Annotated in this window: 24 protein-coding genes; 2 read left to right on the top strand and 22 right to left on the bottom strand. The window is 55.5% G+C overall.

The window, feature by feature from the left end; all coding sequences use genetic code 11:
* Window positions 1-118: 118 nt before the first annotated feature.
* A protein-coding gene (locus ACWHYZ_RS08445) for an IS3 family transposase (protein ID WP_447985459.1) occupies window positions 119-1,275 on the top strand; the annotation gives its coding sequence in 2 pieces (ribosomal slippage) (window positions 119-392 and window positions 392-1,275; 1,158 coding nt in all).
* A 136-nt stretch (window positions 1,276-1,411) separates the two neighbouring features.
* Here the strand turns inward: ACWHYZ_RS08445 and ACWHYZ_RS08440 are convergent.
* The 3 genes from ACWHYZ_RS08440 to ACWHYZ_RS08430 all read right to left on the bottom strand — a co-directional run bounded on the left by ACWHYZ_RS08440 (window position 1,412) and on the right by ACWHYZ_RS08430 (window position 2,607).
* The gene (locus ACWHYZ_RS08440; RefSeq protein WP_447986837.1) at window positions 1,412-1,756 is read right to left on the bottom strand and encodes a hypothetical protein; all 345 of its coding nucleotides are present in this window, start codon (window positions 1,754-1,756) and stop codon (window positions 1,412-1,414) included.
* 101 nt (window positions 1,757-1,857) lie between these two features.
* A complete protein-coding gene (locus tag ACWHYZ_RS08435) occupies window positions 1,858-2,193 on the bottom strand; it encodes a hypothetical protein (RefSeq protein ID WP_447986836.1) in 336 nt (111 codons plus the stop codon).
* A gap of 30 nt (window positions 2,194-2,223) precedes the next feature.
* On the bottom strand, window positions 2,224-2,607 hold the full coding sequence (locus ACWHYZ_RS08430) for a hypothetical protein (protein ID WP_447986835.1): 384 nt from the start codon (window positions 2,605-2,607) through the stop codon (window positions 2,224-2,226).
* Window positions 2,608-2,815: 208 nt separating this feature from the next.
* Here ACWHYZ_RS08430 and ACWHYZ_RS08425 point away from each other — a divergent pair, with 208 nt between their 5' ends.
* A complete protein-coding gene (locus ACWHYZ_RS08425) occupies window positions 2,816-3,823 on the top strand; it encodes a YihY/virulence factor BrkB family protein (protein ID WP_447986834.1) in 1,008 nt (335 codons plus the stop codon).
* Between the two features lie 363 nt (window positions 3,824-4,186).
* Here ACWHYZ_RS08425 and ACWHYZ_RS08420 read toward each other — a convergent pair whose 3' ends face one another.
* The 19 genes from ACWHYZ_RS08420 to ACWHYZ_RS08330 all read right to left on the bottom strand — a co-directional run bounded on the left by ACWHYZ_RS08420 (window position 4,187) and on the right by ACWHYZ_RS08330 (window position 21,566).
* On the bottom strand, window positions 4,187-5,029 hold the full coding sequence (locus ACWHYZ_RS08420; RefSeq protein ID WP_447986833.1) for a hypothetical protein: 843 nt from the start codon (window positions 5,027-5,029) through the stop codon (window positions 4,187-4,189).
* Between the two features lie 105 nt (window positions 5,030-5,134).
* Complete coding sequence (amrB, locus tag ACWHYZ_RS08415; RefSeq protein ID WP_447986832.1) at window positions 5,135-6,376, bottom strand: AmmeMemoRadiSam system protein B; 1,242 nt, start codon at window positions 6,374-6,376, stop codon at window positions 5,135-5,137.
* A 138-nt stretch (window positions 6,377-6,514) separates the two neighbouring features.
* Window positions 6,515-7,270 carry a hypothetical protein gene (locus ACWHYZ_RS08410; protein WP_447986831.1) on the bottom strand — a complete coding sequence of 252 codons (756 nt, stop codon included), beginning with the start codon at window positions 7,268-7,270 and terminating at the stop codon, window positions 6,515-6,517.
* Window positions 7,267-8,103, bottom strand: coding sequence for a hypothetical protein (locus ACWHYZ_RS08405; protein WP_447986830.1), 837 nt, complete (start codon window positions 8,101-8,103; stop codon window positions 7,267-7,269). Before ACWHYZ_RS08405 ends, ACWHYZ_RS08410 begins: the two co-directional genes overlap by 4 nt.
* On the bottom strand, window positions 8,100-8,297 hold the full coding sequence (locus tag ACWHYZ_RS08400) for a hypothetical protein (RefSeq protein WP_447986829.1): 198 nt from the start codon (window positions 8,295-8,297) through the stop codon (window positions 8,100-8,102). The genes ACWHYZ_RS08405 and ACWHYZ_RS08400 overlap by 4 nt, the downstream gene beginning before the upstream one ends.
* A 19-nt stretch (window positions 8,298-8,316) precedes the next feature.
* The gene (locus ACWHYZ_RS08395) at window positions 8,317-8,967 is read right to left on the bottom strand and encodes a hypothetical protein (RefSeq protein ID WP_447986828.1); all 651 of its coding nucleotides are present in this window, start codon (window positions 8,965-8,967) and stop codon (window positions 8,317-8,319) included.
* On the bottom strand, window positions 8,964-10,247 hold the full coding sequence (locus ACWHYZ_RS08390; RefSeq protein WP_447986827.1) for a DUF6754 domain-containing protein: 1,284 nt from the start codon (window positions 10,245-10,247) through the stop codon (window positions 8,964-8,966). Before ACWHYZ_RS08390 ends, ACWHYZ_RS08395 begins: the two co-directional genes overlap by 4 nt.
* Entirely contained in the window at window positions 10,244-11,386 is a 1,143-nt protein-coding gene (locus ACWHYZ_RS08385; protein WP_447986826.1) for a hypothetical protein, read from the bottom strand. The genes ACWHYZ_RS08390 and ACWHYZ_RS08385 overlap by 4 nt, the downstream gene beginning before the upstream one ends.
* Before the next feature lie 159 nt (window positions 11,387-11,545).
* A complete protein-coding gene (locus ACWHYZ_RS08380; protein WP_447986825.1) occupies window positions 11,546-13,372 on the bottom strand; it encodes a glutamate mutase L in 1,827 nt (608 codons plus the stop codon).
* On the bottom strand, window positions 13,369-13,743 hold the full coding sequence (locus ACWHYZ_RS08375) for a hypothetical protein (RefSeq protein ID WP_447986824.1): 375 nt from the start codon (window positions 13,741-13,743) through the stop codon (window positions 13,369-13,371). The genes ACWHYZ_RS08380 and ACWHYZ_RS08375 overlap by 4 nt, the downstream gene beginning before the upstream one ends.
* Before the next feature lie 192 nt (window positions 13,744-13,935).
* On the bottom strand, window positions 13,936-14,796 hold the full coding sequence (gene lipA / locus ACWHYZ_RS08370) for a lipoyl synthase (RefSeq protein WP_447987541.1): 861 nt from the start codon (window positions 14,794-14,796) through the stop codon (window positions 13,936-13,938).
* 56 nt (window positions 14,797-14,852) lie between these two features.
* On the bottom strand, window positions 14,853-16,094 hold the full coding sequence (locus tag ACWHYZ_RS08365; protein WP_447986823.1) for a dihydrolipoamide acetyltransferase family protein: 1,242 nt from the start codon (window positions 16,092-16,094) through the stop codon (window positions 14,853-14,855).
* Between the two features lie 253 nt (window positions 16,095-16,347).
* Window positions 16,348-16,734, bottom strand: coding sequence for a hypothetical protein (locus tag ACWHYZ_RS08360; RefSeq protein WP_447986822.1), 387 nt, complete (start codon window positions 16,732-16,734; stop codon window positions 16,348-16,350).
* A gap of 81 nt (window positions 16,735-16,815) precedes the next feature.
* The gene (locus ACWHYZ_RS08355) at window positions 16,816-17,190 is read right to left on the bottom strand and encodes a hypothetical protein (protein ID WP_447986821.1); all 375 of its coding nucleotides are present in this window, start codon (window positions 17,188-17,190) and stop codon (window positions 16,816-16,818) included.
* A 17-nt stretch (window positions 17,191-17,207) separates the two neighbouring features.
* Complete coding sequence (locus tag ACWHYZ_RS08350) at window positions 17,208-18,185, bottom strand: pyruvate dehydrogenase complex E1 component subunit beta (protein ID WP_447986820.1); 978 nt, start codon at window positions 18,183-18,185, stop codon at window positions 17,208-17,210.
* A gap of 12 nt (window positions 18,186-18,197) precedes the next feature.
* A complete protein-coding gene (gene pdhA / locus ACWHYZ_RS08345) occupies window positions 18,198-19,166 on the bottom strand; it encodes a pyruvate dehydrogenase (acetyl-transferring) E1 component subunit alpha (RefSeq protein WP_447986819.1) in 969 nt (322 codons plus the stop codon).
* Between the two features lie 171 nt (window positions 19,167-19,337).
* Window positions 19,338-19,643: a Rieske (2Fe-2S) protein gene (locus ACWHYZ_RS08340; RefSeq protein ID WP_447986818.1), complete on the bottom strand. Its 306-nt coding sequence runs from the start codon at window positions 19,641-19,643 to the stop codon at window positions 19,338-19,340.
* Window positions 19,644-19,682: 39 nt separating this feature from the next.
* Window positions 19,683-20,561: an Mrp/NBP35 family ATP-binding protein gene (locus ACWHYZ_RS08335; RefSeq protein ID WP_447986817.1), complete on the bottom strand. Its 879-nt coding sequence runs from the start codon at window positions 20,559-20,561 to the stop codon at window positions 19,683-19,685.
* Window positions 20,562-20,735: 174 nt separating this feature from the next.
* Window positions 20,736-21,566 (bottom strand): acyl-CoA desaturase, encoded by an 831-nt coding sequence (locus ACWHYZ_RS08330; RefSeq protein ID WP_447986816.1) that lies wholly within the window; start codon window positions 21,564-21,566, stop codon window positions 20,736-20,738.
* Window positions 21,567-21,634: the final 68 nt, after the last annotated feature.

The following is a 21,634-nucleotide window of genomic DNA, read 5'->3' as shown; positions in this document are numbered from 1 at the left end:
GTAATTTTACGACATCGACAGGCTTTGCCCATCGCGCTTGATAGTATCTAGCGATCTTCCCCCAATTTAGTGGACACCTCGAAAAGGGTGGATCATGCTAACCTTTGAGGTGTGCACGATGAGCAAAGTCAGACGATCATTTACGCGAGAGTTCAAGGTCGAGGCCGTCAAACTCGTGACGGAGAGCCGGAATCCAGTGGCCCAGGTGGCGCGAGACCTCGGCCTCCGGCCCAATGTGCTGCGCCGCTGGAAGCAGGAACTGGCCAGCGATCCGGCCGACTCCTTTCCGGGGAAGGGGCGTCGGAAGCCCCACGAGGAGGAGTTGGCGCGGCTCACGCGGGAGCTCACCCGTGTGACGCAGGAGCGGGATTTTTTAAAAAGTGTGGCGGCATACTTCGCGAAAGCCCCGCGATGAGATGCCGGGCCATTCGGGCGCATGCCGGCCGCTTTCCAGTGACGTTGATGTGTCAGGCCCTGGCCATCTCGTCTGCGGGCTACTATGCCTGGGCGTCTCGACGGGAGAGTCATCGCGGAGCGGAGAATCGGCAGCTGGTAACCGCGATCCGAGTGATTCATGCCGAGTCGCGGCAGACGTACGGGAGCCCCCGGGTCCATGCGACGCTCCGAGCGCACGGACACCGGGTTGGTGAACACCGGGTCGCGCGGCTCATGCGGGCGCACGCCATCCGCGCCAAGATGGTGAAGAAGTGGCGGGCCACGACGGATTCTGCTCATGCGCATCCCGTGGCCCCGAACACGCTCAATCGTCAGTTTGCCGTGGCCGCGCCTAATCGGGTCTGGGCGGGGGACATCACCTATGTCTGGACCGAGGAGGGCTGGCTGTATTTGGCCATTGTGCTGGATCTCTACTCGCGCCGGGCCATTGCCTGGGCGATGGGCAGCCGGCTCACGGAGGCGTTGGCCCATGAAGCGCTGACGATGGCGTTGGGGCACCGACAGCCCGCGGAAGGACTCCTGCATCATACCGACCGCGGGGCGCAGTACGCCGCCACCGCCTACCGCGCGCGGCTCACGACCCAGGGCATCACAGTCAGTATGAGCCGACGCGCCAACTGCTGGGACAATGCCGTCGTTGAAAGCTTCTTTCATACATTGAAAACGGAGCTCGTGCACCATCGACGGTATCGGACACGGGCGGAGGCCAAGCAGGACATCTTTGAGTGGCTGGAAGTTTTCTACAATCGGGCCCGCCGTCATTCGACCCTCGGTTATCGATCCCCCGCCGAGTTCGAAGCGATGGCGAGACGGTCTTAACTCGGTGTCCATGAATTCGGGGGAAGATCACTAGTGGGCTTTGGTGTCGCACTACAGCCGGATCCGACAGCAAGGAGAGAACCCAGCAGCGTCACGGCCGTTCCTTTCTTCATCGGCACAGCCCTTTTCATGACTGTTACTTAATAACGTTCACTGAATAAGTTGGCATAGGTAAATCGGGTCCTGTGCTGCGTCCAAAGAATTGGCGCCATAGCAAATCGGCACAATTCATCGCCAATGTCTGCATGGCAGCCTTTGCCTTCGTACCGTTATCCGGGCCTAATAACTCAGCAAGGGGCAGAACAGGCGTAAGACTGCTGTCTCGATCATAGGTGCACACCTCCTCCCATTCGACGGTGTTCTCAGGAAGTCGAATCAAGCGCGCACGTGCTGCATAGATCGCCCGAAATGTCTTCACCTGGCTCGAAAATGCGCTTGGAACGAATGTAATCGCCCAACCTGTCGTCTTGAAATCAAGCACATAATCGGTCCTGAACCTTTTTTGGAGGCTCCCCTCATCATTATCGGCTGCTAATTGAGACTCCGTCAGTTCTCTCAATCCTAATTCGGGCAGCCAAACCTCTAAGAAACGCGCCTGCACTTGGGTAATGGGTCTGTTAGTTGAGTCTGTGATATGAATTTGGCTCCCTCTTCTTTAGCATCAGCCAGTTGCATGCCTCCCTCAATCACCCCTCCGATTAAGGCAAAGAACCCTAAGGCAACGCTTCTGGCTTTTTGTTCTCCCCGCCAGACCATGAACGGCTCCGGGTTGTAGTGCACCACGCTAACGGTCCTTGACGGGAGCGCTTTCACATGTTCTGGACTAATAGGGATATGTTTAGTGCTGCAAGCGGCCAATACAGTGGCCATAAAAACAACTAGAATAAGGCGCAGATCAAAACAGCCAAACACGGACATAAATCCTCCTATTCAGAGGTGGATGACTCTTTAGCTGCGAGCTTTTTCCGCAAACTTCACTGCAACACCATTTACTGTCGTGCAGGTGAAACTGTACACGTTATAGATTGGAATGAAGCCGTACAGGCTTGTTGAAACGGTGACATTTATCAACGCATCACCGCCCCTTTCAGAAAGAGCCTTTTCTACTGCTTTTGAAAATGTAGAGTTGCCGAATGGAATGACCGCAACAATGAAATGGCGGCATACAGTCGCCTCAACCGTCCCAAGCTCTTGAAAGGAAGTACCGTTTCTTAGGAGACCAACATTATTTGCTGATGGCTTGGTAACAATGCCGAGGTTTCCAACTGATGTGCAGCCTCCTAAGAGAAACGCGGCGGTAAAAATAGATGGTGCGTATCTGAACAGTAACATAGAACCTCCTTTAGGCAGGCTAAATGTGCCCCTATTTTACTTACGTATAAAAATCATTCAATAGGCCGGTCGTTTAGTGCCCTTTAAGACGACTCCATACTGTAGGCCAGCTTTGTACGGGAATCTGCAGGCGGACCCTCTTACCGCTAGTTTCGGAACTTCCGTAAAGTGAGGAGACATACTTCGAGCCACACAATCATGGTGATACGTGGGCCCGCGACAAACGGACGAGGAGGAGGAAACCCCGCGCCACGGCAGATATACGCCGTCCCCCATCAGTCTCAGCCTGCGGGACCCGCGAACCTTTCGGGCACTCATTAAGAAAACCGTCTCGAAATGGAACGACGATCCGGTCTTGCGATTTGGAGCAGCGCTTGCCTATTACACGACGTTTTCCGTCATTCCGCTCATCGTCGTCGTGCTTGAAATTGCGGCGCTCATCGTCGGACCGAACGCCGAACCCTATCTGATTAAGCAAATTGAAGGATTCATCGGTGAACGAAGTGCCGGAGCCATCCACGATCTGCTGGATAACTGGCAACGTGCAGAATCGAGGGGCATTGCGACAGGTGCCGCCGTCGTCACGTTATTCTTTGCCGCAGCCGGCGCTTTCGACCAACTTCAAGACGCTTTGAACGCGATCTGGGGGGTGGAACCTAAATCTCCGGGGGGTGTCCTTCTACGGGTCAGACAGCGGTTCCTGTCACTCCTCGGTCTCTTAGGAACCGCTTTTCTACTTCTCGTCTCCATGGCGGTCAGCGCCGGATTGAGCGCCTTCGGGCAGGCATTCTCATCCAGGATTCCCGGTCCCGATCTTCTTGGTCAAACCGTGATCTCGCTGGTGTCCTTCGGGGTGATTACGCTGCTCTTTGCCATGATCTTCAAGCTGCTACCGAAAGCCAAGGTGGCCTGGTCCGATGTGTGGACCGGCGCGATCGTGACCGCCGTGCTCTTCACCATCGGCAAGCAGTTCATCGTGCTATATCTCGGAAGAAGTGCGATTGTATCTCTCTATGGCGCCGCCGGGTCCTTTGTCATGATCCTATTCTGGGCGTATTACTCTTCGCAGGTCTTACTCTTCGGCGCCGAGTTCACCGCCGTCTATGCCAGTGAGTGCGGCTCCCACATCATTCCCACCGAAGACGCAGTGGCCGTTGGTGAGCCCGCCAAGACAGATGAGCAAATAGAGCAGTCTAAGGGAACGCGCCCAGCTTAGGCGGACATTTCAGATCAGCTCCGCCCAGGCTCTCTACTCTTCCATGTTCATAGAGATAGAATTGCTGGGTTGATAGTGGAGCGCACGGATCGGCGTAACTGAGATCAGAAACAGAGCCATGGCAAGAGCAGCCGTGATGGGGACTCTCTCACTCAAGTCGTCGGCGGACCACTCGACGCTTGGTAACTTGCTTGGCGCTCAAACTCCGGCGTGCTGACCGCCGCTCAGACATGTGCCGCCCGCGATGCGGACCCCCTCGCTTCGCTGAGCGGTTTGCCATGCGCTGCAGATGCCGCTCCGAAACTCCCCGCCACGGCTGAGACTAGCTCAATAGATAAGACAGTCCCCTTTATTGGCCCGGCATCACTTTTCCTGAAGCTTGAGCAATACCTGTTCAGCTTGTAACACCCCTTTAGGGGTGATGTGTACCGCCATAGTACTGACATATTCAATGAAGCGATCTTTGTGGAGCCGTGAGAGTATTTTTCGGAAATTGCTTTCGTTTTTATATTCGACTACTGAGCGAAGCTCCTCTTCGGCTTGTGGACTCCGATCATACAGGAGAATAAGAACTTCCTGGCGGGTAGCCAAACCGCTCGCTAAGATTCTTACAATTCCTTCATGCTTCCAAAGAACTGTAAGATGGCGCTCAACGATAGAGTTAACCGCCGCTTGTATTTCCCTAACGTTAGCACCCGACGTTAGACGAACGAGCTCTGCTAATACCCATTTAACGGTGTAGAGTATATATGTCGCATCCATTTCGTTCGGAGATACGACGCCGAGATGACCAACCCCACGCTTATTCCTGATATTGTAAACGGCTTTAAGTATGCGAGGGATCAGAATGCGAAAAGATTCGTCGCCGGAGGCCTGTTCATAGCGTTTGAGCTCAGCGTCAGAAAAGTCAGGTAATTCCTTCCCAATCGGGGTGTGTGATTTAAACAAGGCTTGTTCGATGATCCGTCGCGCCGCCTCCACGAAATGGCCTGCATCGAGTTCACTTGCTTTCCATTTCCGGAGTGCATAGTTGTTCTCAATTTCACTGTACGCCGCAAGCAATGCATCAATGACATCACTCGGAAAGCGGTGAGTAGATGCGATGAGCCGGCGTGGAGCGTTAAGATGGGTCCGAGTGGCTCTACCTTGAAGCGGAGATGGCCGAGGGTGCAAAATCATGACAGGCTGCTCAAAAAGATCATCCAACAAGGCCGCAGGCGAAAAACAACCGGAGGCGTACCCGCTGGGGTACGTTGAGGATTGTTTTGACCCGAGAACGCAGTTGGGGATCTTTTTCAGCAGCCTGACCTGTTAGTAGAACACCACGCTGGCGTACGTCACCGTCGAATTAAACTGATCCGTCACGCCGCGGTCGTAGCGTAGCACCTCGCCTTTTTCCGCCTTCATCAGTTTGAGCATCGTATAGATTGCGGCGAAGCCGGAGATGCGACGCGCGTTGCCTTCTTTTCTAATGAAGCTGGCAAAGGCGTCGGGATCCAGTTGCTCGACGTGCTTCAGCATTTCCATGTCCCATTGCATGCATTTATGGAAGGAAAAATCGGTGGGAGGCTTATTGTCGCCATAGCGCAAGCCGATATGGGCTAGTTCTGCGCTGGCCACGAAGCAGACGGCTTTGCCGGATTCGGCCAGCGCGTCCTTCATGGTGCGAATGAACCGTTCGACGTTCTCGAGAAACTCCGAATGTGCGAGATCGTCCGGTGCAAATGCGGTGAGAATTGGCACGATGGTAAAGGGTTTTTTGATCCCTACGGTGTGTTGAAGGAAGGGCAATTGAAATTCGAGGCTATGCTCATTCTTATGACTCAGCTCTTCGTCAAAGTACGATGCCCCGCCTTTCTTCCGAAGAAGGTCCAGCACATGGCGATCAATGGGCACCGTGCCTAGCGGTGTTTCGAAATCCTTGTCGGTGAGCGCGTACCCCTGTTCTAGGCCGGCCTGGCAGGTGCCGATGAGCACGAAGAGATCGGGTACCTCGGCTTCCTGCACTTCTTTGTAAGCCCACGCATAGATGGGACCGCCTTGTCGCAGGTCGTAATGCGGTGCAACGATCCCTTTCAGGGCCTTGCCGGCATTAGGCGACGGCTTCCAATCCGGACCTTCCTTAGAGGTGAAGAACCCTTCGAGTTCCCGTTTCAGTGGCTCCGGCTCAGCCGCATAGGACTTCCCGGCATATGCAGCGGGCCTGACCGGCGCCGCTCGATAGGCCTCAATGGCGGCCTTCCGCGCCGTGTCGAAGCGCTCACCTTCGAGGAACAATTTTTCATCCAAATCGGCAATCAGTTTTGCCATTCGATCCGGCAGAATGAATTCTCCGAACTTCTTCAAGTACTCGGCGCCAATTTGCTCGAGAGAATGTTCGCCGTCGAAAAACTGCATCAAGTAAAAATAGTTCAGCGGAATGATTAATTTTTCAGCGCTCAGCCCGGTGGGATCCCAGAGGACGATGTACTGCTCGTCCTGCTGCTTGATCGGCGAAAATTGCAAGTTACGCAATCGTGGAGGCTGCGGCGAATGCTTCTGTGACTCACTCATGGCAATACATTACTCCTCGATCAGGATGGTACCTGAGCCGGCGGGTCCTCCGCAACTCTCCGCCATTGAGTGCGGCACCGAACGAGAAACGCCGTTGAGAGGATCGGCTATCGCAGCAGGCGTGCATGACTATCTAGGCTAGACTTCAGGCTGGTCGGAAGGATGTTCCTTCTGGCGGCGGCTCCAGACGATCAATAGGACGATGGTGACCAGCCCGAGCACCACGGTGGCGCTGCCATATTGCGGGCTGCCGTATTCAATGAGATCGCCCAGGCGACCGATGAGAAGAGACATGCGGGCCATCACGGTGTACCCGAAGGCGGCTCCAAAGGAGATCATCAGAAACATGACGCCGGTTCTCGCCGCGAGATGCACGGGTCCCGTATGCTCGACTGAGAAAAAGAAGTAAAACAGGACGGTGATGACGCCGATCAACAGGATGATGGCGTTTAGATTACTGGCCGGACTCAAGAGGCTCGCCGTGAACGTCAGGCCGTCCGAGCCCATCGACACCAGCGGTCGAACAGTATCTTCGATTTGCTTCAGCACATAGGAAGAGATGACGCGAGGAATCGCTAGCCCTGACCCGACGCCGACCACAAACGCAAAAGCGATTCGAGACAGCCAGGCGGCCTTCGGCGCGTACCGGGCCAGCATCAACAGACCGATGGCCAGCGGCAACAACAACGACCAATCGCCCTGCTTGACCATCGGTTCGTAAATGAGCCGCACGACGACCGTGTCATACGCTTTGACGATCGTATACCCGACTGAAATGCCGACGTATAAATGTTCGGCGAGCTTGAAGAGCGGATTGTCCCTGTACAGGAAGCTGAAGATAAAAAGAGTGAGGCCAGTGGCGACCCATGCGCCGAGAATCATCTCAAAGCTCATGCCTCACCTCTTCGTTTGCCGCTGCGAATGAGGAAATAAAAACTGTTGCAGAGAATGACTAGGCCGATGATCGCAAAATGCGTCGCGGACTGAGCATCCATTCCGGCCACCGCGCGGCCTTTTTGGCCGATCAGTACCTCATACTCCGCTGCGCCGCGCAGTCCGCCGATTAAGCCATTGATCTGTCCACTGCGTAACAAGGGATAGAGACCCGGCGCAATGACGCCCGTACAGCCCCCGCCGAGTTCAAACCGGTATTTGTCTTTCCCGAAGACATACCACGTCTCGATGCCGGCGGTTCCGGCCGCGAGGCTCACGACATAATTGACGTCGCGCAACGTCTGAACGCCCTTCAGGACCGCCAGATCTTTCGTCGGATTTCCATAGTAATCGCTGGGAAACGCCTTGTAGAGATCCTGGCCCATCGAGATGATGAGGGAACTGACGCCCGGGCTCCATCCTAGAAAGATGTAGTCCTTCCCGCTGGTCTTGCCCATCTCTTTGGCGACCTGCGTGACCACCTGATCGGCCATGCCCGTGCCGGACACCCAGAGCGTCATCCCAATCACTCGCAGGTTTTTCTTGAAGGCGTGGCGAAGCAACGCGATGGCCTGCGGGTACAACTCGGGTTTCGATGCAGGGTCGAAATCCAGCGATAGCAAAAATACCGAGCCTTCGGGGAGAGCCTCGACGTAGTCGTAGACCCCACGCACCTCCGACGACACCTTGATGGCCAGCCCCACCGGGTACAGCAAAGGAATTAACGTGCAGATGCCGATCAGCAAAAAGATAATCCGGCGATCGATGCGAAGCATCCGCTCGGCGAAACTCATGCCTTCGCCTCGCAATTTAAAATTAAAAATTCAAAATTAGAAATTTCCGTGATGGTCAAATTTGCGTTTTGCTTTGGCTCGTCAGGATACTCAAAATGGCCATCCAACGCGGCCGCAGGCGAGACAAAACCGGAGGCGTACCCTCTGGGGTACGTTGAGGATTTTTTCGAGCCGAGAACAAAGTTGGTGGCCATTTTCAGCATCCTGCTAGCATTACTCTTTGCCGCCGCCAAGATACGACCGCTCCATCCCAAAGATGATCTTCAGTGACAGCGCGACCGCTCCCAAACTGACCCCGATCAAAATGGCGCGACGGACGGAGGCGTTCAGGACGTTGAGAATCCATTGCGTGATATCGCCGGTGATCGGCACGAGGTATTCGCCGAGCGGCACTCGACCCATCATGACGATGATGGCCGCAATCAGTAGGACGGCGGCCTCTCGACTTCTCGCTCGGAACGAGCGATAGGCGGCGGAGGCGATGAAAAACGCCAGTATGGCAAACATGGTGCCTTGGAGCGGGACCATCGTGTAGGAGTAGATCCATCCAAAGGCCGTCATGCCGCCGTTAATCGATTCTTTGCCGTTCACCCACAGCCCCACCGCAATGGTGCCGAGCATCCCGGCATAGAGCACGAAACTATAGCCCCACCCCGGTTCCTTCCGACGAATCTTGACGGCATGTTGATGAAATAAACTCGTCACGCCGAGAATCAATGCAAAACCGCCAATAATCTGGAGCCACTTGTTGACGGTGGTCAGCAATTCTTCAGACGCCGGATGCGGGATGTAATACTGTGCGATGAAGACAATGCCCATCACGAAGGTAATCATCAACGGAAGTTGGCGTCGGAGAAAATTCATTTCAGATCCTTCAACAGGTCCAGCACGAGTGACGGCCATTCCGCATTCAGCATCACCCCCGCGGTAGCCAGCAGCGTGCCGATCAGAATCATGCCGAGGACAATGCCTTTCCCGATGTCCTGTCCACGCAACGTGCCTACCTGAACCGGCTCTCGCGACAGATAGGCACTAGCCGCATACAATTCTTCACCAATAAGTGTGTAATCGCACGTCGTGACAAAGAACGGTAATTGATGGTCGGAGTCGGTCCCGGCGATCTGGATGGCGCCGGTGCTGGCTCCTGTCTCGGTCAGCAAGAGGGCCTCGGCAAAGTACGATCCCATGAAGAAGTTCGCCGCCGGTTGTTTCCGGAGCATGAGTCCATCGACCGATGCCGTATAGCTGAATTGATCGGTCGTAATGAAAAAATTCGAATCTTCCTTAAAGACATCCGGTTTCCCGGCTTCGAGGTATGCCTGTTTAGTGATCTCTTGGCATACCGCCATAACAATCGGATCGCGATGCGGAACCAGTAAGTCGGTCTCGTAGGAGGCCACCCGCTTCGCGACCCGGCCAAGAATAACGGCGGCGGCCAACGTTGACGGCTCACTCATATCCCCTGCGCCGGTAAGAAATAGAATCGGCTTGCCCAACTCTGTTGAACGGCCGATCGCCTCATCCACTGCATCCAATCCGGGGATACGCCTCAAAAAAATTTCGCGCCGTCTCGCGGTGTAGATGGATCCCACTACGACGGCCCCGAACAGGAGCACGACGAGGAGGTTGTTCATGGAATTCCAATTGACCCAGTTTGGCTCGGGAACCGCCTGCACTGTTGGGGCATCGGCACGTTGCTCTCCCCTCACGGTCGAGACGGTGAAGTAATAACTCGTGCCATTCTTCAGCTCAATGCCTTTGCCTGACTTCACGGCATAGTAGTGGTCGTCGGGTTTCCCCGGCCGTGTCCACCACGGCAGTTTTGCATCATGCACATAACGGGTGTCGGAGGGAAACTCCGCAAGCACCTTTCCACTCGAGCCTTCAGTCGTTGCCTTGTCCTCACCATTGGTCATGCGGATTTGGTAACGCACGTCCGGCCCGTCGTAGGGTGCCGCGGACCAGACCAGGGTGATGGAACCCCCGGCATCGCTGGGGGTATCAAACGCTTTCACGCCTTGAGGTGGCTGTACGGGCTGCTGTGAGAACGTAATGGCAGGGACAACGATGAGGACAAGCGCCGGGAGAAGATGACCTGTCCATCGCGTGAGCACTTGGCTTGAGACGTTGACCAGAAACTTCACCCTTCGATAATTTCCACGTTGGCGCGAGGAATCGTCGCAACGGCCTTGTCCGCGAATTGCACTTCAAGCACACGGACGTCGCTTTCAGTCTCGATCTTCGTCAACTCGGGCGGCAATGCGACGACCTGCCCCAGGCGCCCGAAGAGTGGATCGCGGATAATACGCACGTGATCGCCGATCTTGAGACCGGTCGGACCCTCTTCCTCGCCCCCTCTTGCAGGCATAGCTGGTTGGGGACCGGCCGCCTGATCGGTGGCAATAATAATCTCAGGCCGGATGACACCGGCGCGAATCTGGGTCGCACCGGAGATCGAAGCTTTCTGTCCGGCATGTGCCTGCAATAGCTTAAAGGTTTTGGCAGCCATCGGGATCGTGCCGAATCCTTCCGTAATTACCAAGGTGAAGCCGACACGTTCGGTACCGGTAATCGCCACACCCAGATCATACCCTAATAATTCACGTAGGTCTTTATCATGAATTCCCCCGATGACCAAGGCAGCGACACCGCATTCCCGAGCACGCTTCATTGTGTCAGCGCCCAAAAACGCGCCCCCGACGACAATCTTGCCTTTCATGGCGGGCGACAGTTTTGCCGGAGCTAAGATCTCATCCGGGGCCTCCGCCGCCATGGTCAGCTCACCCCACGTTTCTCCGCCGATTCCAAAAATGCCTTGGATCAACGTGCAGGCGGTTTCAACCGTCACGCCTTGTTTCGGATGCACTTCGATGACGCGGCCATCGATGTATCCCAGCAGATTCAACGATCGCGGAGGTTCACGAAGGAGCACCTGACCCGTGACGGTCGAGACCGAGTCGATGGTGCCGTCGATCGGCGAACGCACTTCCGTCCTGAACCATTTTATGAGCGGTTTGTTCTCTGCCACGACTTCATCGCGCCGAACCGCCTCCCCCGTTTTCTTGATGAGGTATTCGTGAATTTCATCGGGGGCCGCGCCTAATAGGTTCGCCACATTGAGCGGATGCACCTTGCCAGGCAATTCCGTTCGCGCCACTATTGTCTCCGACCCAACCCGGTCGCCTACTTGAACGAGGACCGTGCCCGGGATCGGGAGCAACCGCCGTTTGCGTGTCACGGTGCGCTCGGTGACGGTTAAGCCTGGTGTATACGAATGTCCCATAGCAGTCTGCTGAAAAAGCCTTCCAACAGGGTTCTCAGTCGCATGAATTCTTCACGTACCAACTCGTACGCTGGGGGTCCAAGCTCGGGTCCAAGCTCTCTGCGGCCTTGCGGGAAAGCCTTTTTGAGCAGACTGGACCTGATGCTACGAATTTCCGATTCATTTCGGATATAGCTCCACTGCCTTATACCAACGAGTCAGAGCTGCAACGCGGGTCTGTGGATCCGTAGGCAATTGGAGCGGCCGGCCTCGACCATCTAGTAGGAGCCCGACCGCGCCGCCCTTGACGGGACGAGTGCTCGCATTGCCCTTCCCTTCGCCCGCGTCGACACCCTTTGCAGGACGCAATTCGATCTTGGCCTGCTCATGGGCTGTCAGTGGAATCAGTCGGAGTTCGCCGAAGGCCAGCGTCCCGCTCTCCGGCGGTCGACTTCCTTCAAACGTGATGGTGTATTCCAGGCAACGTTCGCCGTCCTTGCCCTGCCCGATCGGAGCCACACAGGTGCCGAGGTAGACAAGGCAATCTTTGACGAACACTTCCGTGGCGGCCTGTTCGTTCACGGTCGATAAGACACCGAGGTGGGGCATCATAAAAATACTATCGACCGCGAGGGTCGTGACTCCCAATGGCTGGTACGCATCGACCATCATCAGCATGGATTGCACGCGGCGCGGCGCATGGGACAAGATTCCGCCACTTCCCACGATCAGGTCCAATTTCAGCATATCGATGAGCGTGGCTCCCGACCCCTTCTGTTCGAAAATATCCGAGATGGTCCGCTCCTGCTGAACGCCTTTCAATCCGGTCGCCAAGGATTTGTGGTGATCCAGGGCCAGCCGCAACGCCTCCCGAGAAATGGCATGTTCGATTTGGAGTTCGTCCAGCGTCTGGGGAATGGTGGTCGGTCGAATCATTTTGTTCTTGATGCGGTTGCGGAGGGTCTGCTCTTCGATCGAGAACGGCACCCACCGCATGATATTCGGCAAGCCCGCCTCCGTAAGGACGTTCGAAATGCTGTACGACATCCCGAGGTTCGCACTGACCGTCCGATTGAATACCCCATTGAACACCGAGAAGACATCGGTCGTCGCGCCACCGATATCCACGCCGATTAGATTGATCCCGTCGCGCCGCGCAAGGCTCTCCATAATCATGCCGACGGCGGCGGGTGTGGGAATGATAGGTGCTCCTGCCCACGAAATCAGTTTCTTGTATCCCGGAGCCTGCGCCATGACATGCTCGAGAAATAGGTCGTGGATTTTATTGCGGGCCGGCGCAAGGTTTTCGCGCTCCAACACGGGACGAATATTCTCCGTAATCGTGAGGGCCGTCTTCTCTCCGAGAATCTCTTGGATCCGGGGCCGCACATCCTTGTTCCCGGCATAAATCAGCGGCAGGTTATACGACATGCCCAGGCGGGGCCTCGGTTCTGCCGCCGCGATGTATTCTGCCATCTCGACGACATGTGTGACGGTTCCGCCGTCTGTCCCGCCCGATAGCAAGATCATATCGGGACGAAGAGAGCGGATACGCTCGATCTTCTCATGTGGCAGCCGACCGTCGTTGGAGGCGAGCACGTCCATCACGATCGCACCAGCGCCCAACGCACACCTCTGCGCACTCTCGCCGGTCATACTTTGCACCGCGCCGGCCACCATCATCTGCAGCCCGCCGCCGGCACTGCTGGTGGAGATATAAATATCCACGCCGCTCTTCGAATCGCCACCTGCCCCACTCGGCGTGATGATCTTTTCGCCGTCGAGAATCTTCCGACCGGACAGTTCTTCTACCTCGGCGATGGCATTCAGGACGCCGCGCGTGACATCTTCAAAGGGCGCTTCCACCGTGGTCGGCGCTTCGCCGCGATAGGTCTGACGATAGCCGTCCGGCGTCTTTTCTATCAGGATGGCTTTCGTGGTCGTACTGCCACAATCGGTCGCAATGATGGTCTGAAGTGAGCGATCGGGCGGCGCGGCAGAACTCATCGTCGATTCGCGGCCTGCTGTGCGTCAGCTCGACTCTCGATGATTGCCGCCAGCCGTGTGAGCGTATCGCGCCGTTCGAGAAGCAGGGCGACGCGCTCAATGTCACGTTGAGGAAATACGACATCAAGTAGTGGGGTGAAGAAGTGCAGGGCTTGGCTGCCAAGAAAGTTCATCGGTCCCATTGACTCTAAAAATACTAGCGCCGGGGTCACCATGCGGCGACGAATCACGGCATCGGCAACTTGTTCAAGCAGCGCCATATCATCAGCCGACAGCGGCTGACCCTCCGGCATCATGGCAAACGCATGTCGTAAACGGGCCGTGAATCCGTTGAGCCGCTGAGCCAGATTGTCCTTTGAAAACGTGGTCATTGAGCCGTGGGAAGACAGACAATCGATCAATCGAGTCATTATATGGGCGGGTCGGAAGAGAGTCAATTGAAGGAATATATGCGCTGTATCACGAGATGCTAGACGCCCATAGATATCGGTTGGCAGGGGCCGCGTCTTGGTGCGCCATTGGGAGAAAGGGTGCAATAAGCCTTTTTGCACATTCTGCGAGACCTAAGAGGCCTGGTGAGCGGCATGATAAGAACTACGGACGAGTGGGCCTGACTCAACGTGGTGAAAGCCCATGGCCAGGCCTTCTTCTTTTAAGGCGGCAAACTCATCGGGATGGTAAAACCGGTTGACCGGAAGATGGTCTTTGGTAGGTTGCAAATATTGACCGATAGTCATGATGTCGCAACCGGCCGCACGCAAGTCTCGCATCACGTCCCGTGCTTCTTCAAGCGTTTCGCCCATCCCGACGATCAGGCCTGATTTCGTCCGTGCACCGAGGCGTTTCGCCCGGTTCAAAAGTTCGATAGAGCGATCGTATTTGCCTTGGGGCCTGATCGATGGAAAGAGGCGCCTGACGGTTTCAATGTTGTGATTCACTATCCCAGGCGCCTCTTTTATTACGGTTTGTAAGGCAATGTAATTACCTTCAAAGTCAGGAATGAGAACCTCTATCGTACAGGTTGGAATCGAATGGCGGATCTGCCGAATTGTTTCGGCAAAGATTTCAGCGCCGCCGTCTTCTAGCTCGTCGCGATTCACTGAAGTAATGACGACATGGCGAAGCCCAAGAGCCTGCACCGCTTGAGCCACCCGCCACGGCTCCTCGCGATCTAAGCCAAGCGGCCGTCCAGTGGTGACAGCACAATAGTGGCATCGACGCGTACAGATATCGCCTAAAATCAAAAACGTGGCCGTGCGGGCATTCCAACATTCCCAGACATTCGGACATCGCGCTTCTTCGCAAATCGTGTGGAGACCGAGTCGGTCCATCGTGCTGCGAATGTCTTTGTAGTCGGGGCCTTGCCGGATCTTCACCTTGAACCATGGCGGCAGCCGCCCCGTCCGCGCGTCCGATGCAGGCATGAGTTCATCAGAAGATCGTCGCACTGCCGAACGAATTTCATGGAGCGGCACGAAGCTCATCGTGAACCATCTCCTAGCACAAGTTGAAGGGGAGCCTCGAGCACCGCCTTAACGTGCTGGAGAAACTTGGCGGCTTGCAGGCCGTCGAGCGCACGATGGTCGCATGATAAGGTGACTTTCATACGTCGGCCGACCTTCACCGCGCCATTGTCGACGACCGGCACGTCCCGAATCGCACCGACTGCCAGCGCAGCGGCTTGCGGCGGTACGAGCACGGCAATAAAATTCTCGACTTCAAACATTCCGAGGTTCGAAATCGAAAACGTCGCGCCTTCATACTCGTGGGGTTGCAATCGCTTGTTCCGAGCACGATCGATCAACTCTTTCGCTTCGCTGGAAATCTGGTCAAGAGTCTTTGACACGCAATTTCGCAGAATCGGAGTAATCAAACCATCGTCCAGACCGACGGCAATGCCGATATCGATGCTTCCATGCTGGCGAAGGGTCTCACCGGCAAACGACACGTTGATCTCCGGATGTTTCGTCAGCGCGAGCGCAGCCGCCTTGATGAGCAGATCCGTCACACTTGGATGGACCTTATACAACCGCTTCAACTGATGACGCAACCGCTCGGCCTCGTCCATAGCAATCTCGGCGGTCAGATAAAAATGCGGAACGGGCGCCTTACTTTGGACCAGCGTACGGGCAATGGCCTTCCGCATCTGGCTCAGTGGACGATCAACAGTCGCGGCCGCCGAAGCACCCGGCTTGGCCTCTGGAAGATCGCGTTCAATAATCCGTCCGTCAGGCCCACTCCCCTTGATGGTTCGCAAATCAATACCACGCTCCGATGCAAGCGCTTTTGCGCGCGGCGATGCTTTGACCTGGGCCTCCTGAGTATGTTCCGCTTCTTTCGCCTTCTTGTCGTCCTTCGCCTCGGGTTGTCCTCGTTGGGGTTGTATCTCCGGTTTGACTTCGGTGGAAGGCTTCGGCTTTTGCTCGGGCGCGGCGGTCTGTCCAGGCGCGACGGCCTCATTCATCGCTGAATCAATATCCTCATCAGGCTCTGCGATCAGCGCGATCAATGCGCCCGACTTGACCGTTTGCCCTTCACCGGCCAAAACCTTCCTCAGTGTTCCCGACCCGAAGGCTTCCAGATCCATGACCGCCTTGTCCGTCTCGATCTCCGCAAGAACGTCTCCGGCCGCCACTTGATCACCCTCGTACTTTTTCCATCCCAGCACGACGCCTTCTTCCATGGTATCGGTGAGCTTGGGCATCACAACACGCGTCGCCATACTTTCCTCCCGGGAGAATGCTGAAGACGGCCCTATTACACCCACCCACCTCAGGCGCTCACTTCACCCGCCCACGCCGAGCCGAGACGGCTCTTTTCCTCATGGACGTGCCCCTTCCCAAGGCTACGGTCTCGTCTCGTTAAAGTCCTCGATGTAGCTCAGAGGCTGCGCCTGCGGCTTTAACTTCGCCTGAGGCCTTCTTGAATGACCGTTTTGATCATTCTCTTACATTTGGCATATCAACAACTGAGACTTAAGACCGGAATAGTTGTAACACTCGCCCGATCCAGCCTGTTCGGCGCGCCAACTGTTCAGGTACCGGCCCCTCAGGGAACTCAGCCGGCCCATGAGGATCCGGATATTCAATCCACGGCTCTTGGGTTCCTAGATAAGCCGCCCCCTTAAAATTTAATCGACTGCGCAGCTGGGTATAGCCGCGGTCACGTAGCATGCGTACCAATTCGTCGACGGCTTGCACAGACGTGTCGCATGCTGCCGTTTCTACCAGTGTTTGCTCATACCGCAGAATGGCGCGGTAGCACGCGTCGGTCCGTTCCACGTCGATCTGACGATTAAACCCCCGCTCTTTTTCATCAAGGCCCGCGACTTGATGCTTTTCAACGTTCTCGAACATAGCCATAACGTTATAATATCGAAAGGTTTACGTCTCGACTTGGCGACGTGTGGGCCTTTCGGACTTTCTGACTCTTGGACCCAGTATTCAGATCGATCTGAATACCGCGAGTAAATCGCTCAACGCAATCGTCTTGTTCTGCAAGACTGCCCGCGCAGCTTTAATATCCTCGGCCATAGCTCCCGTGGCCCCGGCCTGCAAGCAGGCGGATCCCAGTGCAATTGTTCGATCGCACTCCTCCTGTACTTTCGTCTTTACGACTCGATTAATAGTCAGAATCTCGGACAGCTTGGCGATCGTCTCGGCGAGATGCTTCTGAAGCTCCGCTTCCGGATAGGTTTGGCGCGCGGCCTCATTGAGACATCGATCCAAATAGTTCGCGAGAAAAACATATAACCGTACCAATGTTTCAGTGACTTCAATGTGACGCGGCGTCACCGATGTGGTTGCTGCGGTTGCCATGCGTTCTCCTTTCTACGCTATGCTCGGGCGAGGAGCGTTTGAACGGCCCGCACGATACGGGCCCGATCCGGAATAGCGAGATCCTCGAGTGATCGAGTGTACGGAATGGGAACATCTTCGCCCGTGACACGCACAATTGGTGCATCAAGATAATCGAACGCGGCGCTATAGACGGTCTCCACGATTTGAGCGCCCATTCCTGCAAAGCGCCATCCTTCTTCGACAACGACCAATCGTCCCGTCTTTTTGACCGATGCGACGATGGTATCCACGTCCAACGGCTTCAATGTTCTCGGATCGACGACCTCGACATCAATGCCTTGGCGAGTAAGTTCCTCCGCCGCCTCCAACGCCAGTAACAACATCTTTGAATACGCGACGACTGTCACGTCACGTCCCTTGCGCTTCACGTCCGCACGACCAATGGGAATGGTATAGTCTCCGTCCGACACTTCGCCTTTCGTGCCGTACAGCAGTTGTGCTTCGATAAAAATGACCGGATTGGGATCGCGGATGGCGCTTTTTAGCAGACCCTTAGCATCATGCGGCGTCGCCGGGACGATGACTTTGAGCCCCGGCACATGGGCGAACCAGGCTTCCAAGCTTTGAGAGTGCTGCGCACCGAGTTGGTGGGCCGCACTGCCCGGTCCGCGAATAACAATAGGAACGGACAATTGTCCGCCGGACATGTACCGGATCTTCGCGGCGTTGTTCACGATCTGATCCATCGCGAGAATCCCGAAATTAAACGTCATTAACTCTACAATGGGATGCAAGCCGGCCATCGCGGCACCGATGGCAAGCCCCGTGAAGCCGGCCTCTGTGATTGGCGTATCGAGCACCCGTTTCGGGCCGAACTCTTCGACGAATCCTTTACTGACTTTAAATGCCCCCTGATAGTACCCGACCTCTTCGCCTATCAAAAATACCTTCTCGTCACGACGCATCTCTTCCCGCATAGCTTGATTCAAGGCGTCGCGATAAGACATCATCATGCTTGCCACCGCCTAGGAGCTCATATAGACGTCGGTATACAATTCATCTTTCGCCGGAAACGGACTGTCATCGGCAAATTTGACTGCGGCGGTCACCTCGGTAGCTACCTCTCGTTCCACGCGCTTGAACTCGTCCTCACTTATGCCATGTGCGTCCACCATCGTCTGCTTCAATATAACCAACGGATCACGCTTGCGTTCCTTCTCAACCTCCTCTTTGCTTCGATAATGACCGTGCGCAGGATCAGCCATTGAATGTCCCATGAAGCGGTAGGTCACCGCCTCGATAAAATGCGGTCCCTGACCTTGGCGTACGCGATCCACGACCTTACGCATGCCTTCGCGCACCGCCAAGACATCCATCCCATCCATTTGTGTCGCCTCGATCCCGTGGGAACGAGCTTTATCGGTCAGATTCGAATACAAGGCCACGGCGCGCTGCACCGGCGTACCCATTCCGTAGCGATTGTTTTCGCAGATAAAGATCACCGGCAATTTCCAGAGTGCAGCGAGATTGAATGCCTCGTGGGCTTGTCCGCTTGGGACGGCTCCCTCTCCAAAGAAACACAGCACAACTTGATTCCTCTTCTGGTATTGGGAAGCAAAGGCCAATCCCGTTGCCAATGGTAGATGGCCGCCGACAATCGCGTACCCGCCCATGAAATGCCGGTCAGCATCGATCAAATGCATGGAGCCGCCTTTGCCCTTGCATAAGCCGCCTACTTTTCCGAACAACTCTGCCATAACCTTGCCCGAATCGGATCCTTTGGCAAGACAATGGCCGTGATCTCGATAGGCGCTGATCACATAGTCATCCGGCCGTATCGACGCAATGGCGCCAACAGCGACCGCTTCTTCCCCGATGTAGAGGTGCAGAAAGCCGGCAATTTTGGCGAGCGCATACATTTCCGCCGATTTTTCTTCGAATCGGCGAATGAGCAGCATTTGGCGGTAGAGGGATAGGAGATCGTCCGATTCCACCACGTCATTATGCCGGATGGCACAAGGGGACACAAGATGAGATAAGGCTGCGCGCGGTGTGCTAGTTGGCACACGACAGCACCAAACGCCATCGCTTAAAGAGTTGAGCAGAGAACCGATTCGTGACTGCCCTGTAACTGAGCGAGGAAAGAACGATTGAGACAGACCGCCCTAGAGCAGGACCTTAATATCTGGTCCCTCGACTTTCACCTGGTAGGTCTTCACGCAGGCTGACGGATTATTGACCGAGACACCCGTCTTCACATTGAATTGCCAGGAGTGCCAAGGGCAGGTCACCACGTCGCCCTCAAGCTCCCCTTCACCGAGGGGTCCCCCGCGATGCACGCACGTATTATCGACAGCATAGTACGTCCCCTCTACGTTAAAAACCGCGACCGCCTGCCCATTGATCTCGGCCACCATGCCGGTCCCGGGCTTGACATCATCCACTCCAGCCACTCGTGTAAAATCCGCCATCAGCTCCTCCACATTATGATGCGCTGCACTCTATCCGCGTTATCCGTTCGAGAGTGGCCGCTTGATTTTTTTTAGCAGACTTTCAATTGTTGATGAACCGGCGCTTGTGTCCGATCCGGCGCCGAGTCCAGATTGTATCTTCTGGGCAATACTTCTGAACGCCTTCGATTGGGGTGAATCGGGATCGGCTACAACGAGCGGCATTCCAGTGTCCCCCCCGGCACGGATCGCCGGATCGATGGGGATATTACCGAGAAATGGAATCCCCAGTTTTTCGGCCGCCCGCTGGCCGCCACCATGAGAGAAAATCTCATCCCGAGTCCCACAGTGCGCACAGACGTAATAGCTCATATTTTCGATGATGCCCAACAAGGGAACATTCACCTTTTGAAACATCATCATCCCTTTGCGCACGTCATGAAGCGAGACTTCCTGTGGTGTCGTGACTGTGATGGCACCGCTCAATGGCACCAGTTGTGAAATGGTCAATTGTGCATCCCCAGTCCCCGGGGGCAGGTCAATCAGGAGATAATCCAGTTCCCCCCAGACGACGTCCCGAAAAAACTGCTGAATCGCAGTATGAATCATCGGTCCACGCCAGACCACTGCCGTGTCTTCGGCCACGAAAAATCCCATCGATATTAACTTCACTCCATGGCTTTCGGCGGGCTTGATCTTTCCGTCCTGCTGCTCCGGAGGCTGCGTGACTCCCATCATCATGGGAATGTTGGGCCCATACACATCCGCATCCATCAAACCGACACGCGCACCCAACTGTCCAAGGGCGACGGCTAGATTGACAGCGACCGTCGATTTCCCCACGCCACCTTTGCCGCTGCTCACCGCAATGACGTGTTTGACGCCAGGGATCAGATTCTCTTGTGCCTGTCCGGTCGCCCCCGGATTACCTTCTGCCACAATCTCTCCTTCCTACCGAATCTAAACAAGATCTAAACAAGACGGCCATCACACTGACATCGCACCGGGGTGTGCGCGGCCTTCGCCGCGTACACCCCTGTCCCTTCATCATACGCTAACCATTTTCGACGAGACAAGATGCTGGACCCTGAACCGGGCAGGAATAAGGAGGGGCTACGCCTCGTGACGTTGAAGATTATAGGCCAATCCAAGCTTTGACAGCGTGAAGATCAGCCATTTCGAGGGATCGAAATGATACCATTCGGCGCCATTGCGATAGTCCCGGAGAAACATGTGATGATAGTTGTGGTATCCCTCGCCGAACGTGATGAGAGAGATCCACCAACTGTCACGGCTGCTGTCCCCGGTCCCGTGCGGCTGCGCCCCCCACATATGACAGATCGAGTTGATACAGAAAGTCGAATTGAGCACGAAAAACGTACGCCCTACACCGGCCAAGATAAAACAACTGAGTCCACTCATCCAGCCGCCATAGAGAAATCCCACGACAAACGGCAGCGCCAATCCTGATAAGACAATCGGCAAGTAATACCGATCCTGCCACATGATCAGGGGATCTTTCCTCAGCGTCCTTTCATATTTTTCTTCCCGATAGGGCGACTTGGTAAACAACCATCCGCAATGGCTATACCAAAACCCCTTGGTCGCATTGTAGGGGTCTTCCTGTCCATCGCAGCGCGCGTGATGCCGAATATGATCGGAGCACCATCGCAAGGCCGAGTTTTCGAGGGCCCAGCCGCCCGCTATGAGGAGACAGCCCTTCACCCACGGCTTGCATTCGAAACTTCGATGCGAGATCAGACGATGGTAGCCGACGGTAATACCGAGACCGGTAACCAGATACAGCAGCACGAACATGGTCCAATCGAGTGCGGAAAATCCGTAGACGTACCCAAACAGCGGCACACCAATGACAGTCGCCACCGTCATGGTGAAAAAGAGGACAATCGTTGGGTAGTCCGTTTTGAATTGCGGTTGCTCCACTCTTACCCTCCAGTGACTATGGAATTTAAGTTAGTCGATCAGGCAGAAAAATTGGCGCCTATGATATC

This window comes from Nitrospira sp. Nam74 (genome assembly GCF_965152615.1).
This window is presented reverse-complemented; position numbering and strand designations above follow the sequence as displayed.